The sequence below is a fragment of the Achromobacter sp. GW823-FHT04E03 genome (assembly GCF_058796095.1).
Genome location: NZ_JBXAIJ010000002.1, coordinates 1,642,027 through 1,656,183 on the forward strand (window position 1 = coordinate 1,642,027; position 14,157 = coordinate 1,656,183).

Annotated in this window: 18 protein-coding genes; 7 read left to right on the forward strand and 11 right to left on the reverse strand. The window is 68.8% G+C overall.

Going from position 1 to position 14,157, the window contains the following annotated elements; translation table 11 throughout:
* Positions 1 to 6: 6 nt before the first annotated feature.
* Complete coding sequence (locus AC1RHV_RS18795; RefSeq protein ID WP_175212509.1) at positions 7 to 696, forward strand: HAD family hydrolase; 690 nt, start codon at positions 7 to 9, stop codon at positions 694 to 696.
* 22 nt (positions 697 to 718) lie between these two features.
* Here the strand turns inward: AC1RHV_RS18795 and AC1RHV_RS18800 are convergent, their stop codons facing one another.
* Positions 719 to 1,492, reverse strand: a complete 774-nt coding sequence (locus tag AC1RHV_RS18800) for an SDR family oxidoreductase (protein WP_054451684.1) — start codon at positions 1,490 to 1,492, stop codon at positions 719 to 721.
* Positions 1,493 to 1,644: 152 nt separating this feature from the next.
* Here AC1RHV_RS18800 and AC1RHV_RS18805 point away from each other — a divergent pair, with 152 nt between their 5' ends.
* A complete protein-coding gene (locus AC1RHV_RS18805) occupies positions 1,645 to 2,166 on the forward strand; it encodes an MgtC/SapB family protein (RefSeq protein ID WP_054451683.1) in 522 nt (173 codons plus the stop codon).
* Between the two features lie 6 nt (positions 2,167 to 2,172).
* Here AC1RHV_RS18805 and AC1RHV_RS18810 read toward each other — a convergent pair whose 3' ends face one another.
* The 6 genes from AC1RHV_RS18810 to AC1RHV_RS18835 all read right to left on the reverse strand — a co-directional run bounded on the left by AC1RHV_RS18810 (position 2,173) and on the right by AC1RHV_RS18835 (position 7,519).
* On the reverse strand, positions 2,173 to 2,919 hold the full coding sequence (locus tag AC1RHV_RS18810) for an SDR family oxidoreductase (RefSeq protein WP_175212508.1): 747 nt from the start codon (positions 2,917 to 2,919) through the stop codon (positions 2,173 to 2,175).
* A gap of 44 nt (positions 2,920 to 2,963) precedes the next feature.
* Complete coding sequence (locus AC1RHV_RS18815) at positions 2,964 to 3,332, reverse strand: cupin domain-containing protein (protein WP_054451681.1); 369 nt, start codon at positions 3,330 to 3,332, stop codon at positions 2,964 to 2,966.
* 95 nt (positions 3,333 to 3,427) lie between these two features.
* Entirely contained in the window at positions 3,428 to 4,222 is a 795-nt protein-coding gene (locus tag AC1RHV_RS18820; RefSeq protein WP_119451084.1) for an AraC family transcriptional regulator, read from the reverse strand.
* Positions 4,219 to 5,211 (reverse strand): formylglycine-generating enzyme family protein, encoded by a 993-nt coding sequence (locus AC1RHV_RS18825; protein WP_175160178.1) that lies wholly within the window; start codon positions 5,209 to 5,211, stop codon positions 4,219 to 4,221. Before AC1RHV_RS18825 ends, AC1RHV_RS18820 begins: the two co-directional genes overlap by 4 nt.
* Positions 5,212 to 5,299: 88 nt before the next feature.
* Positions 5,300 to 5,968 (reverse strand): DNA oxidative demethylase AlkB, encoded by a 669-nt coding sequence (gene alkB, locus AC1RHV_RS18830; RefSeq protein WP_054451679.1) that lies wholly within the window; start codon positions 5,966 to 5,968, stop codon positions 5,300 to 5,302.
* 6 nt (positions 5,969 to 5,974) lie between these two features.
* Entirely contained in the window at positions 5,975 to 7,519 is a 1,545-nt protein-coding gene (locus AC1RHV_RS18835; RefSeq protein ID WP_119451081.1) for a phospholipase D family protein, read from the reverse strand.
* Between the two features lie 99 nt (positions 7,520 to 7,618).
* Between AC1RHV_RS18835 and AC1RHV_RS18840 the strand changes: the two genes are divergently transcribed.
* On the forward strand, positions 7,619 to 8,191 hold the full coding sequence (locus AC1RHV_RS18840) for a helix-turn-helix domain-containing protein (protein ID WP_054451678.1): 573 nt from the start codon (positions 7,619 to 7,621) through the stop codon (positions 8,189 to 8,191).
* 7 nt (positions 8,192 to 8,198) lie between these two features.
* Positions 8,199 to 8,735, forward strand: coding sequence for a GNAT family N-acetyltransferase (locus tag AC1RHV_RS18845; RefSeq protein WP_054451677.1), 537 nt, complete (start codon positions 8,199 to 8,201; stop codon positions 8,733 to 8,735).
* 35 nt (positions 8,736 to 8,770) lie between these two features.
* Here AC1RHV_RS18845 and AC1RHV_RS18850 read toward each other — a convergent pair whose 3' ends face one another.
* Positions 8,771 to 9,103 carry a hypothetical protein gene (locus AC1RHV_RS18850; protein WP_054451676.1) on the reverse strand — a complete coding sequence of 111 codons (333 nt, stop codon included), beginning with the start codon at positions 9,101 to 9,103 and terminating at the stop codon, positions 8,771 to 8,773.
* 246 nt (positions 9,104 to 9,349) lie between these two features.
* On the opposite strand from AC1RHV_RS18850, the gene AC1RHV_RS18855 reads away from it, so the two are divergent.
* Entirely contained in the window at positions 9,350 to 9,499 is a 150-nt protein-coding gene (locus AC1RHV_RS18855) for a hypothetical protein (RefSeq protein WP_165867857.1), read from the forward strand.
* A 182-nt stretch (positions 9,500 to 9,681) separates the two neighbouring features.
* Positions 9,682 to 10,497 (forward strand): SDR family NAD(P)-dependent oxidoreductase, encoded by an 816-nt coding sequence (locus tag AC1RHV_RS18860; protein ID WP_492301658.1) that lies wholly within the window; start codon positions 9,682 to 9,684, stop codon positions 10,495 to 10,497.
* Between the two features lie 21 nt (positions 10,498 to 10,518).
* On the opposite strand, the gene AC1RHV_RS18865 is transcribed toward AC1RHV_RS18860, so the two are convergent.
* Entirely contained in the window at positions 10,519 to 11,289 is a 771-nt protein-coding gene (locus AC1RHV_RS18865) for a sulfite exporter TauE/SafE family protein (RefSeq protein ID WP_492301660.1), read from the reverse strand.
* Entirely contained in the window at positions 11,286 to 11,699 is a 414-nt protein-coding gene (locus tag AC1RHV_RS18870; RefSeq protein ID WP_054451673.1) for an SEL1-like repeat protein, read from the reverse strand. Before AC1RHV_RS18870 ends, AC1RHV_RS18865 begins: the two co-directional genes overlap by 4 nt.
* Before the next feature lie 123 nt (positions 11,700 to 11,822).
* Between AC1RHV_RS18870 and AC1RHV_RS18875 the strand changes: the two genes are divergently transcribed.
* Positions 11,823 to 12,722, forward strand: a complete 900-nt coding sequence (locus tag AC1RHV_RS18875) for a LysR family transcriptional regulator (RefSeq protein ID WP_492301662.1) — start codon at positions 11,823 to 11,825, stop codon at positions 12,720 to 12,722.
* Here AC1RHV_RS18875 and AC1RHV_RS18880 read toward each other — a convergent pair.
* Entirely contained in the window at positions 12,719 to 14,122 is a 1,404-nt protein-coding gene (locus tag AC1RHV_RS18880; RefSeq protein WP_125473813.1) for an MATE family efflux transporter, read from the reverse strand. The two genes, AC1RHV_RS18875 and AC1RHV_RS18880, sit on opposite strands and share 4 nt — an antisense overlap.
* Positions 14,123 to 14,157: the final 35 nt, after the last annotated feature.

Consider the following 14,157-nt stretch of genomic DNA (forward strand, 5'->3'; position numbering starts at 1 on the left):
GCTGCAATGACTGATTTTCCCTTCGATGCCGTGCTGTTCGACTGCGACGGCGTCCTGGTCGATTCCGAACCCATCACCAGCCGCGTGCTGACCGACATGCTCAATGAGTTGGGCTGGGGCATCACGCATGCGGAAACCATGCAGATCTTCACGGGCAAGGCCGTCAGGGACGAACTGCCGCTGATCGAATCGCGCACGGGCGCCACGATCACGCCGGATTGGTTCGATCAGTTCCGCCAGCGCCGCAATGCCGCGCTGGACCGCGACCTGGTCGAGATCCCCGGCGCGCCGGACGCGGTGCGGGCCTTGCACGTGGCCTTGGACGGCCGCATCGCCGTGGCCTCGGGCGCGGACCGCCGCAAGGTGGAGCTGCAGCTGGCCAAGGTCGGCATTGCCGAATGCTTTCGCGAGCGGGTCTTCAGCGGCCACGAAATGCCGCGCAGCAAGCCCTATCCGGACGTGTACCTGGCCGCTGCGCAGGCGCTGGGCGTGGACCCTCGGCGTTGCGCCATCGTGGAAGACACGGTGACCGGCGCCACGGCTGGGGTGGCCGCCGGCGCTACTGTGTTCGGCTACAGCCCCGATGCCAATGGGCATAGCGGCGCCGAAGCCTTGCGCGGCGTGGGCGTGGCCCACGTGTTCACCGACATGGCCGCCTTGCCCGGTCTGCTGGCGGGCTGGCGCCAGGCCGCCTAGGGCCAGACATGCGGGACGGGCTTCAACGCGCGTACTGCTCGCCGCCGTCCAGGTCTATCACCGTGCCGCTCAGGTAGCCCGCGCGCGGCGAGGCGCCGAAGACGATCATGTCGGCCACCTCACCGGGTTCCATCAGGCGTCCGAAAGGCAGGTCCGACAGCGTCTCCTGCCAGCGGTTTTCGTCGCCCCAGCGCGCCTGGGCGCGCTGCTTGGCCAGCGTCAGCACGCGGTCGGTGCGGGTGCGCGAAGGATTCACGCCGAAGACGCGCACGCCGTGGCGCGGCGCATCCCCGCCCAGGGCGCGAGTGAAGGCGATGAGCGAGGCATTGCCTGCCGCGCCGCAGATGTAGTCGGCGCGCGGCGCGGAGCCCGCCATGCCGATGATGTTGGCGATGACGCCCGCGCCGGCGTCGCGCATGCGCGGGTAGTAGTGGCGGGCCAGGTCGATGTAGCCGTGGACTTTCAGTTCCCAGCCCGCGCGCCAGCGCTCGTCCTGCACCTGGTCCAGCGCGCCGCCCGGCACCGCGCCGGCGTTGTTCACCAGGATGTCGATATCGCCCGCTTCCTGGCTCAGGCGTTGCGCCGCGCCGGATTGGGCCAGGTCCAGCGTGACGGCCCGCGCCTGCTTCCCGGTCGCATCGCGTATGGTCTCGGCCGCCGTGCGCAGCGCCGCGTCGTCGCGCGCCACCAGTATCGGTTCGGCGCCTTCGCGGGCGAAGGCCAGCGCGCAGGCCAGGCCTATGCCCTTGGATGCGCCCGTGATGAGCACGCGTTTACCGTCTAGCTGCAAATCCATGTAACCCTCCGGTCGTTTCCGTCCGCGATGCCGCGCGACGCCAGGTCGGTTGTAAACCAGTTGTGCCCACATGTGCCAGTGCGTGCGCAGCATGGCAGCCGTCGCGCGGCGCCTGCTATGCTGGTCCGACCATTTCCCATGAGGGGACGGCGATGACGGAAATCTGGCTGGAAATCTGGTCCACCGTGCGCAGCGAATTCGCCGACATCCCCGATGTGGGCGAGGCGACCCGCATCGTGTTGCGCCTGGGCATGGCCATGCTGCTGGGCGGCCTGTTGGGTTATGAGCGGGAGCGCAGCGGCAAGGACGCCGGCTTGCGCACCCATATGCTGGTGGCGCTGGGGGCGGCGATCTTCGTGCTGGTGCCGCTGCAAGGCGGCATGGAAGTCGGCGACCTGAGCCGCGTGCTGCAGGGCGTGATCGCCGGCATCGGCTTCCTGGGGGCGGGCGCCATCATCAAGCTGAGCGACGAGCGCGAGATCCGCGGGCTGACCACGTCGGCAGGCATCTGGATGACGGCGGCGATCGGGGTGGCGGCGGGCATGGGACGCGAAGCCACCGCCGTGGTCAGCACCGTGATGGCGCTGTTCGTGCTGGCAGTGCTGCGGCGCGTCGAGGCGCGCATCGCCGCCAGGCACGAACACAAGGTCATTGCTTCCGACGCCAAGCCGTAGGGCGTTTCAATTGCCGCCGGACACCTCGATGAACGAACCGCTGGTGTAGCCGGCCTCATCCGAGAACAGCCACATCACGGCGCCTGCGACTTCTTCGGCCGTGCCGCCGCGACGCAGCGGAATCGCGCCCTTCAGGCGGTCGACGCGGCCGGGTTCGCCGCCGCTGGCGTGCATGTCGGTGTAGATGGTGCCGGGACGTACGCCGTTGACGCGGATGCCTTCAGGCGCGACTTCCTTGGACAGGCCGATGGTCATCGTGTCCATGGCGCCCTTGGAGGCGGCGTAGTCCACATACTCGTTGGGCGAGCCCAGCCGGGCGGCCACGGACGAGACGTTGACGATGGCGCCGCCCTGGCCGCCATGGCGCGTCGACATGCGGCGCACTGCCTCGCGGGCGCACAGGAAGGCGCCGACCACATTGGTGGACAGCACGCGCAGCAGGCGGTCGGCGCTCATCTGGTCCACGCGCATCTGCTGCTCCAGGATGCCGGCGTTGTTGACCAGCGCGTCGATGCGGCCCAGCTGCTGGTCCAGTTCGCCGTACATGCGCAGCACCTGGTCCTCTTGCGAGACGTCGGCCTGCAGCGCGACGGCGCGGCCGCCGCCCCGCACGATTTCCTCGACCACCGCGCGCGCGGCGTCGGCGTTGGAATGGTAGTTGACGCCTACCGCGTAGCCGCGGCGGGCAGCCAGCCTGGCGACGGCGGCGCCGATGCCGCGGCCGCCGCCGGTGACGAGCATGATCTTTGACATGGCTTGCTCCTGATGGGATTACACCTTAGCAGATGGCGGCGGGCTCAGATCCAGACGTCGTTGGGAGCGCTGCGCTCGCCGCCCTGGTCGCCGGTGTTGCGCACGCCGCGCGGCTCGATCAGCAGCATTTTGACTTCCTCGGGCGCACAGGGCTTGTGCTCCACGCCCTTGGGGACCACGGCCATTTCGCCAGGGCCCAGGTCGATGTGGCCGTCGCGCAGCTGGATGCGCAGACGGCCCTCGATGACGATGAAGGTCTCGTCGGTGTCGGCATGGCTGTGCCACACGAATTCGCCCTGTATTTTCACCAGCTTGAACTGGTAGTCGTTCATCTCGGCGACGACTTTGGGCATCCAGTGTTCGGAGATCAGCGCCAGTTTGTCGGCGAAGTTGATGGTGCGGATTTCGGGCATGGGGAGGACTGTCGCATAGGGTTGAGCAAACCCCAGCATAGAAGGCTGCGCCGACGCCGTCTTGTACGATCGAGCAGCTTTGCGCGAATCCGCGTTCAGCGGCGCAGCATGCGCCGCCAGCGGTCGGGCGCCATGCCGTAGGTCTGGACGTGGCGGCGCGTCAGGTGGCTCTGGTCGGTGAAGCCCGACGCGGCGGCCGCTTGCGCCAGCGGCATGCCCGCGGCGATCAGGCGCCGGGCCTGGTCCAGGCGGCGCAGCATTACGTAGCGGTAGGGGCTGGTGCCGAACAGCGCGCGGAAGTCGCGCGACAGGCTCCAGCGGTCCGTGCCTGCGGCCGCTGACAGCTGTTCCAGGGTGATGGACCGTTCGAGCGAGGCGTGGATGTATTGGCGGGCGCGCTCGGCCGCGGCGTAGTCGGCGCTGCGGCGGCCGGGCTTGCCGCCAGCCGCGGCGCACAGGGCATGGCTCAGCTCGTACAGCGCGTCGTCTTCCTGCAGCGGGTCGATCGGATCATGCGTGTCCTGCAGCAGGCTGGCGCTGGCGGCGTACAGGCGTGGATCGGCCGAGATGCCGCCCGGGATGAATGGCAGCGGCCGTCCGCCCAGGATCTGCTGGATGAGCGCCGGCTCGACGTAGATCATGCGGTAGTGGAAACCGGCTTCGGTGCCGGCCTGGCCGTCGTGGACTTCGTCGGGATGCAGCACGATGGTGCCGCCGGGCAGGCTGTGCCGCAGCCCGCGGCGGTAGTGGAAGCTCTGCACGCCTGACAGCGTGCGGCCGATGGCGTAGGTGTCGTGGCGGTGCATGCCGTAGCCTGGACCGCCGAAATAGGCTTCGATGCGCTCCAGCTGGCCCGAGGGCGCGGCTCGCAATATCCAGTCTTGTTTCAATCCGCCTCCCGCAGCAGCCTCAATCCCACCAGAGGATAGCGCGTTTCCTGCGTGTTCCAGTTGCGGTAGGAGGCGCGCGTGTACAACGCCCAGGTATGCCAGGAGCCGCCGCGCCGTACGCGCACGTTGCCGCTGGCGGGGCCTTGCGGGTCGTCCACGGGTGAATGCGCGTAGTAGTCCTCGCCATACCAGTCCGAGACCCATTCCCAGGCGTTGCCGTGCATGTCGTACAGGCCGAAGGCATTGGGCGCATAGCTGGCGACCGGGGCGGTGAAGGCGTTGCCGTCGGCGCGGGCGGAGGCATGCGCCTGCCATTTGGGCCAGAGCGGCGCGGCGTCGGCGTCGAAGCCGTTGCCGACGTCGGGCATGGCGGCGGGATCGTCGCCGTTCTGGTAGCGGGTGCGCGCGCCGGCGCGGCAGGCGTATTCCCATTCGGCTTCGGTGGGCAGGCGGTAGACCTTGCCTTCGGTCTGGGTCAGCCAGCGGGCCAGCGCCGTGGCGTCGTTCCAGCTGATATTGACCACGGGATGGTCATCGCCTTGCGCGAAGCCTGGATTGCGCCAGGAATAGCGGCGGTCGCGGCCTTCGAAGGCGTCGCCGCGCTCGGATTTGTCGGGGTCGTACTGCGGGTTGTAGCCATAGCCGCCGGTGCCGTCGGCCTCCGACTCCGGCACGTAGCCGGACGCCTCGATGAAGCGGCGGAACTGGCCCACGGTGACTTCCGTGCGTTCCAGGTAGAACGGACGGGTGATGCGCACCGTATGCACCGGCGCTTCATCGAACAGCTGGGCGTAGCGGTCCGGCGGGTAAAGCGGATAGTCGCGCGCCAGCGCCTCGGGCGTCTCGTCGCTGCCCATCTGGAAGCTGCCGGCCGGCACGCGGACAAAGGTCATGCCCAGCGAATTTTCGATCAGGGCGGGCGCTTCACCCGACCAGGAAGGCGCCGATACGAGGGTGCAGAGCAAAGCCAGGGCGGTGCGTGTGCGCATGGGAATCCGGTAGGCGGAGCATGAGGGGTGCGCAATAGTAGAGCCGCCGCTTGCGCCCGGCCAGACGCGGGGAACCCTCATGCGGCGCTCAGCCGGCGCGGCGGATGGTGAAGTTGATGCGCTGGCTGCCCAGCCGCGGATGCGGCAGGTCCTTGATGGGCATGATGCCGTGGTAGCGCAGCCGGTCGACCCCGCCCCACACGACCACGTCGCCATGGAACAGCGGCGTGCGGCTGGCCTTGTCCGCGCGCTGGTCGCCGCCGAAGAGGAACATGGCGGGCATGCCCAGCGATACGGAGACGATGGGCGCGCCGTAGTCGCGTTCGTTCCTGTCCTGGTGCAGCGACAGCCGCGAGCCCGGCTCGTAGCGGTTGACCAGGCAGGCGTCTGGCTCGAAGCCAGGAAAACCGGCTTCGGCCGCGGCGGCCTGCGCCAGCTGCATGAAGGCCTGGGGCATGGCGGGCCAGGGCTGGCCGGAGAGCGGATCGATGCGCGCATAGCGGTAGCCGCGCGCATCGCTGGTCCAGCCCAGCTGTCCGCAATTGGTCAGCGCCACCGACATGGTGTAGCCGCCGGGGGTTTCCATGTGCCGGAAGGGCGCCTGCGCGGTCACGGCATCGACTCCCGCGAGGAGCGCGTCCACCAACGGCAGGGCAAAACCGCGCAGCACCACGGATTGCGGGCCGAGCGCGACGCGTCCGCCTTGCGCGGCGCCGTCGTCGCCGTCCTCCCCAAACAGGTCCAGGTTGGTAGCCATGCCGGCCTACAGCAGCGGTTCCAGCGGCAGCAGCGACACGAACCAGACCGACAGGCGTTGCCACACGGTCGTGCCGGGCTCCGTGTCGTGGCGGATGGTGTCGCCGTTGCGCTGTTCCAGCCAATAGAGCTGGCCCTTGTCGTCCAGGCAGACGCGGTAGGCGGCTTTGGGGATGTCCTTGTCGAAGGCGTCGGCGATGTGGCGCGCCAGCGTGGGGCTGTCTATGACGAAGCCCAGCTCGGTGTTGAGCTTGGCCGAGCGCGGGTCGAAGTTGAAGGAGCCGACGAAGATGCGCCTGCCGTCGACGGCGAAGGTCTTGGCGTGCAGGCTCGAGCCCGAGCTGCCGAAGGGGCCCATGCTCTTGTTGCGCTCGACTTCGGCGCCCATGCGCTTCATTTCGTAGAGTTCCACGCCGCTGGCCAGCAGATCCTTGCGGCGCTTGGCGTAGCCGGAATGCACCACGGCGACGTCCGTGGCTTCGAGCGCATTGGTGAGGACCTTGACCTTGACGCCGCTGCGCGCCATCTGTCCGAAGGACTCGGTGCCGACGGCGGTAGGCACGAAATAGGGCGACACCAGTTCGAGATCGGTGGTGGGGGTGCCGATGATTTCATGCAGCTGATGCGGCAGCATCGCCTCGGGCGGCGCGGTGCCCAGCGTCTTGCGCGGATCGTCGCTGACCATGCGCGTGTCGGCCCATTCCAGCGTCAGCTCGCCGCGCAGCAGTTGCTGGATGAAGGGCAGCTTGCGCATGGCGTCGGCATAGGCGGCGGCTTCGGGAGAGCGCTCGACCCGGGCGGCGGCCTGTTCCAGTTCGTCCAGTTCGCCGGGGTCGGTTTTCTTAAGCAGCCGGTCGACCGGGTAGGCCGAGTCGCTGGCCCAGTAGCGGTCGAAATCCGTCGACACGTCATTGACCGCGGCGCCGATGGCCAGCACGTCCAGGTCGGTGAAGAGCACGCCGCTGGCCGCGCCGAAGTACTCGTCGCCGACGTTGCGCCCGCCGATGATGGTGGCCTGGTTGTCGGCGGTGAAGGACTTGTTGTGCATGCGGCGGTTCAGGCGGCTGAAGTCCGTCACGTAGCCCAGGGGCTTGGGCCAGCGCAGCACGAAGGGGTTGTACAGCCGCACTTCGATGTTGGGATGCGCGTCCAGGGCGGACAGCTCCTCGTCCAACCCCGAGGTGCCGTTGTCGTCCAGCAGCAGCCGCACCCGCACGCCGCGGTCGGCGGCTTCGTGCAGGGCCTCCAGCAGCATGGTGCCCGTCATGTCCTTGTGCCAGATGTAGTACTGCACATCCAGGCTGCGTTCGGCGGCGCGCGCCAGCAGCATGCGGGCGGCGAAGGCGTCATAGGCGTCGGGCAACGGGTGGATGCCGGACTTGCCCGGGTGCTGGGCAGCAAGCGGCGCGATGGCCCGGCCCAGCGGGGTGTCCTGCGATGCCTCCGGCGTCAGCGCATGGGATTCGCTGCGGTTATCCAGCGGCGGCAAGCCGCAGCCGCTCAGCAGGCTCAGGCAAAGGGCAGTCATCATCAAGGGTTTGGCCAGGTACATGACCCGTATTGTGCCGAAATCGCGGCGCGGGCCGGTTCCGGCAGCCACCTTTCTCTGGGAAGCTTGACGATTTTCCGTATTTGAGAGAAATTCTCTTATATGGAAAACAACATCACCGCCGAGGCCGATCTGGACGGCCGCATCGCCGCCCGGCTCAAGGCGTTGCGCCAGGAGCGCAACTGGTCGCTGGACGAGCTGGCCGCCCGCGCCGGTCTCAGTCGCGCCACCCTGTCCCGCCTGGAAAACGCCGAAGTCAGCCCGACCGCCAGCGCGCTGGGCAAGTTGTGCGCGGCCTATGGCCTGACCATGTCGCGCCTGATGCTGATGGTCGAGGATGACTTCGTGCCGCTGGTGCCGCAGCAGGCGCAGGCCGTGTGGGTGGACGGCAGCGCGGGATTCCGCCGCCGCTCGGTGTCCCCGCCCGCGCAGCAATTGGCGGGCGAGGTGCTGGCGTGCGAACTGGAGCCTGGTACGCGCATCGCCTACGAGCGGTCGCCCCGGCCAGGGCTTGAACACCACCTGCTGATGCTGGACGGCGAGCTGGCCATCACCGTCGATGGGCAGGCGCACCGCCTTTCCCAGGGCGACTGCCTGCGCTACCAGCTATTCGGCGCGAGCGAATTTTCAACCCCGCCGCATTGCGGCGCCCGTTATCTGCTCTTCATCGTCTGAGCCTGCCATGTCCCATCCGAATCCTGAATTGATCCTGCTGTCAGCGGATGCCGCCGACGCTCTCGTGCCCGAGCTGGGCGAACTGCTGCGCGCCTGCGTGCAGGGCGGCGCCAGCGTCAGCTTCGTGCTGCCGTATTCGTCGGACGACGCGCAGGCGTTCTGGCGAGCCAAGGTGTTGCCGGCGGTCGCCGGCGGCAAGTCGGCGCTGTGGGTGGCGCGGCAGGACGGACGCGTCGCGGGATCGGTGCAGCTGGATTGGGACACGCCGCCCAATCAGCCGCACCGCGCCGAGGTGCGCAAGCTGCTGGTGCATCCGGACTTCCGCCGCCGCGGCCTGGCCCGCGCCTTGCTGGCCGAAGCGGAAGCCATGGCGCGGCGCCAGGGACGCAGCCTGATCACGCTGGACACGCGCACGGGCGATAGCGCCGAGCCGCTGTACGCGTCGCAGGGCTATCAGACCGTGGGAGTGATACCGGGATTCAGCCGCGATCCGCATGATGCCGCCAAGCTCGACGGCACCACCATCATGTACAAGCAGCTGTAGCGGACGCTGCCGCCGCGGGCGGCAGCGGCAGGGCTTTAGCCCAGGGGCTTGATGCCCACGCTGTAAGGCGGGGCATTGCCGCGCGCCGGGGCCTTGATCTTCAGCATCGAGCCGCCGGGGGTGAATTCGAATTCCTGGTACGGAACCTCGAACCACTGGTGAAAGCTGGTGCGCGAGAATTCCGGCACCCAGACCTTGGCGCGCTTGGGATCGCAGTGGAACTCGACCAGCGTGCGGTCTATGCCCAGCGGGCGGGTATTGCCGATGCGGTAGCTGACTTTGAGTTCGGCGCGCTCGGTCGAGCCGGGGCGCCAGGCCAGGCCGACGGATTCCATGAATTTTTCGATCGCCTCGATACCGCGATGCATGACTGACTCCGAATGCGGGCGGGCACGTGGCCCGGAAAAACAGTGCCGTTCCCCGCGGCGCCGCGGGAAACACCCGAATTATCCGTCATTCCAGCTGCGGGCGCTTCCAGGCTTGCATGCCGTCAATCGGCGCCATTGAACAAAGCAAATGGACGGCGCGCGGCCAGGCCCGCACCATGGCATCCATGTCCTCTATAAGACCTGCGCGGCCCGCGCCGGTCCGGACGCGAAATCCTAGGAGTCATCATGGCAAATTTCATACTGGCATTGGTCAACGCGGAACTCTCTCTCTTCGGCGTCGAGACGCCTGGCGCGGCGCAGGAACCGTCAGCAGCGCCGCAGGCGGCAAGCGCGCCCGCATTCGACAGCGAGCACTACCGCAGCGCGCTGGGCTGAGCGCCAGCGGAACACACCGTTGCAGGAATAGGCAGGATTCACGCAAGAACGAGCCTGTACGCGCAGGCTCGCGATTCTTACCATCTCTTCCAGGGTCGAGACGGCGTGTCCATTGCGGATGCGCTGGCTCTGCCACGCTGCCGGGCGCATTGCCGGCAGCGCACGCAAGGGAAGGGAATCGCATGAATACCGAAAAAATCTGGTTGGTGACGGACGCATCCGCGGGGCTGGGCCTGGTCCTGGTGAAGATGCTGCTGGACTTGGGCCACAAGGTCGCGGCGACCTCGCAGGACGGCGATGCGCTGCTGGACGCGGTGGGCGCCAAGCTGGAGGGGCAGTTCCTGCCCCTGACGGTGGACCTGGCCGACGAGCGCAAGGTGCAGCGCGCGGTGGATGCCACGGTGGCCGCCTTCGGCGGCCTGGACGTGGTGGTGAACAACGCGGGCCATGGCCTGCGCGGCGCGCTGGATAGCCTGCCGGACGAGGACCTGAGAGGCACCTTCGACATCAATGTGTTTGCCACGCTGAACGTGATCCGCGCGGTCCTGCCGCGCATGCGCGCGCAGCGCAGCGGGCACGTCTTCAACATCTCGTCGATCCTGGGCTTCGATGGCGGCAGGGCCGATTGGGGCGCCTATAGCGCCGCCAAGTTCGCCGTCAGCGGCCTGACCGAAGCCCTGGCCGCCGAGGCCGCGCCATTCGGCATCCGGGTGTCGCTGGTCTACCCGGGCGCGTTGCGCACGGCGGACGGCGAGCAAGCGCCCGAACTCGCGGCGCGCAAGGCGCAGGCGCGCGACGCGGACGGCGATCCGGCCAAGATGGCGCGCACGCTGATCAATGCGGCGCAGGCGCAATATGCGCCCCTGCACCTGTTCCTGGGGCGCGACGCCTTCGACCAGGCGCGCGCCAAGATCCAGTCGGTGCAGCAGGAACTGGCGCGCTGGCGCGAGATGTCCGTGTCCATCGGCTTCGTGGACGAAAGGCGGATGGCCGCCTGACGCTCCGGCTGAGAGCCGGGCTCAGGCCGTCCAGCCCCGCACCGCCTGGTAGGCGCCCAACAGCGCCAGGCTCACCATGAAGCAGCGCTTGAAGGCCTGCGCCGACATCCTGCCGCGCAGCCATGCGCCCAGCGCCATGCCGGCCAGCGCCGGCAGCAACATCAGCAGGGACGCGCCGGCGGCTTCGGGCGTGTAGCCGCCGGTGACGCCCAGGCCGATCGCCAACGCCACGGTGGACACCGTGAACGAGATGCCCATGGCCTGGATCAGGCCGTCCTTGCCCAGGTTCAGGGCTTGCAGATAAGGCACCGCGGGGATGACGAACACGCCGGTCGCCGCGGTGATGACCCCGGTAATGGCGCCGACCGATACGCCCACCAGCCCTTGATGGCGCTGCGGCGCCCTGGGCGGCGAGCCGAACAGGCCCCAGGCGGCATAGGCCACCAGGGCCAGCCCCAGGCACACGCTGGCCCAGTGTCCCGAAGGCGGACCCAGCCACAACGCGCCGCCTATCGTGCCCGCGCAGACGCCGGCCTGCATCGCGCCGATGCGGCGCAGCACCTGGGGCAGCGTGACCCAAGGCCGGGCCTGCCAGAGGTTGGTGATGAGGGACGGCACGATCAGCAATGCCGCGGCCTGGGCGGGAGCCATGACCAGCGCCAGCATGGCCATGGAGATGGTGGGCAGTCCCAGCCCCACGACGCCCTTGACCACGCCGGCCAGGATGAACACCGATACGGTGACGGCAAGCAGCACGGGCGTGCCGCCGGGAAACAGGTCCAGGAGGTTCATGCGGGCTCGCAGCGGACGGTGAGGCCGTCGCGCGGACGGCCGAACAGGGCGTAGGCGACGTCGTCCGCGCCCTTGCCGTCCTGGCGGGCGGCGCGCAGCAGCCACCGCCGTCCCTCGCACAGGTCGGCCCGCAGGGACTCACCGTAGAGCGTCGGGCCGCCCAGCAGGGCGATGCCCAGCATGCGCTGCGCGGGCGCGTGGCCGTCGCTGGCGGCCGCGCGCAGCCACTGCGTCATGGCGGCATAGTCGCCCTGGGTCTGGGCTTCCAGCGCCAGCGCGTATTTCTGCGCTGGCGTGGTGTGAGGGTCCAGGCTGGCGGCTACGGCCAAACCTGAGCCTTGCAGGCTCAGGGCCAGCAGGGCAAGAGCGGGCCAATGGACCCGGGGGCGCCGCGATATGATGGTTTTCATGGGATTTCCCTGGATTGGAAGGGCGGGAGTTCATTGTCATCCGCAGCGCCTTGGATCTTGTATCGGGATCTCGCGTAGTTGTCCTATGGCACAGCCTGAGGCTTGCCGTGCTACGCTTTTTGCATGCGATTCGACCTCACCGATCTGCGGCTGTTCCTCAACGTACAGGAAACCGGCTCCATCACCGCGGGGGCCAAGCGCTCCCACATGACGTTGGCATCGGCCAGCGAACGCATCCGCGGCATGGAGGACACGCTGGGCGTGCCGCTGCTGCTGCGCGAGCCGCGCGGGGTCGAGCCCACGCCGGCGGGCCGCACGCTGGCGCACCATGCGCGCGTGGTGCTGGCGCAGATGGATCGCATGCGCGGCGAGCTGGACCATTACGGCCTGGGGCTGAAAGGGTTGGTGCGCGTGCTGTGCAACACCACGGCCCTGAGCGAATACCTGCCGCCGGTGCTGGGCGCATTTCTCAGGGACCATCCCCGCGTCTCGGTGGACCTGGAAGAACGCTTGAGCCACGAGATCGCCGACGCGTTGCGGGCAGGCGCCTGCGACATCGGCGTGCTGGCCGATTCGGCCGATCTGCACGGCCTGCATACGCAGACCTTCCGGCATGATCCCCTGACGCTGATCGTGCCGCCGGACCACGCGCTGGCCGGCCGCCAGTCGGTGCTGCTGGCCGACGTGGCCGACCAGGAATTCGTCGGGCTGGTCGAGGGCAGCGCCTTGCAGGAACACATCGCCCATCACGCGCGGCGTGGCGGCAAGGCCTTGTCGTACCGCGTGCGGCTGCGCAGTTTCGATGCCGTGTGCCGGATGGTGGGGCAGGGCGTGGGCATTGCCATCGTGCCGCGCGTGGCGGCGGCGCGTTATGGCCGGGCCGCGGGCGTGCGGCGCGTGGCGTTGGCCGACGATTGGGCCGCGCGCGACCTGGTGCTATGCGTGCGCGACACGCTGCCGGCCTACGCGGCAGCGCTGGTGGAATACGCGCTGCGCGACGCGCCTGCGCGCCCGGACCGCTAGGAGCGCGCGAACAGCCGGCGCCAGCCCTGGACCGGGCGGTCGAACCAGGAGCCCGACGCGACGGCGCCCAGGATGACCAGGCCATAGACGCACATCGCCAGCGCCGCGATGGCGAAGAACAGGCTCAGCGATCCCGTCAGGCGCAAGACAATGGCGCCGGCGCCGATGCCGAGCAGCAGACGCAGGAATCCCGCGATCAGCGGCCATTTCAGGCGGCCGGCGCCCTGCGAAGCGAAGTACATCGAGAAACCCAGGGCGAAGAAGCCGTAGACCGGGCCGACGGTGCGCAGATAGCTGGCGCCGGCTTCCAGCATATGGTCCTGCGCGCCGAACAGGCGCAGCCAGGCCTCGGGGAAGAACGCCGCCGCCAGTCCGATGGCCTCCGCCAGCACAAAGGCCATCGCGCCGCCGGTCAGGGCGATGCGCAGCGCGCGTTCGGGCTGGCCCGCGCCGATGTTGGACCCCACCATTGCCACCATGGGCGCGCCCAAGCCGAAGGCGATGGGCATCAGCAGGTACTCCAGGCGCACGGCGATGCCATAGCCGGCGACCGCTGCGGTGCCGGCATAGGCGCCGACCAGGGCCGCCGTCAGCGCCACCAGGGCATTGGTCAGGAGGGGATTGATGGTGGCCAGGGCGCCCACGCTGAGGATATTGCGCATCAGGCCCGGATAGAGGCGGCTGGGCACCAGCCGCGCCGCGTTGCGTCCGCTGGCGCAGTACAGCCCCAGGATCAGCGCGCCCAGGGCGTAGTAGATCACCAGCGCCCAGCCGCCGCCGGCCACGCCCAGCGCGGGAAAAGGCCCCCAGCCGAAGATCAGGCACGGAGACAGCGGGATCAGCAGCAGGGCGCCGCCGCAGATCACGGCGCCAGGCACCAGCATGTTGCCCGTGCCGCGGATGGCGCTGGCGAACGCGTTCATCAGCCACATCAGGACGATGCCGCCGAAGATGACGTCGGAATAGGCCAGGGCGGCCTCTAGCGCCTCTCCCTCGGCGCCCAGCGCGCGGTAAAGCCACGGGCCGCCAAGCAGCAGCAGTGCGCAAAACGCCAGGCCCAGCAGGCCGTTGAGCACCACGGCGTGCAGCACCAACTGGTCCGCCTCGCGCTGCCGGCCGCCGCCCAGCGATCTTGCGACCGCGGCCGAGATGCCGCCGCCCATCGCGCCTTGCGACATGTTCTGCATCAGCATCAGCACCGGCACCACCAATGCCACGCCCGCCAGCACCGGCGTGCCCAAGCGCGCCAGGAACCAGGTCTCGATCAATCCGGTGGAGGACTGCGCCAGCATCATCAGGATGTTCGGCCACGCCAGGCGCACCAGCGTGGGGGCGATGGGCGCATGCAGCATGGCCTGCAGGCGCGCATTGGCGGGACGGGGCGGCGGTGGCGCGGACATGGGAAGGAACCCTTGGGTGGCGTTCGAATATTTAC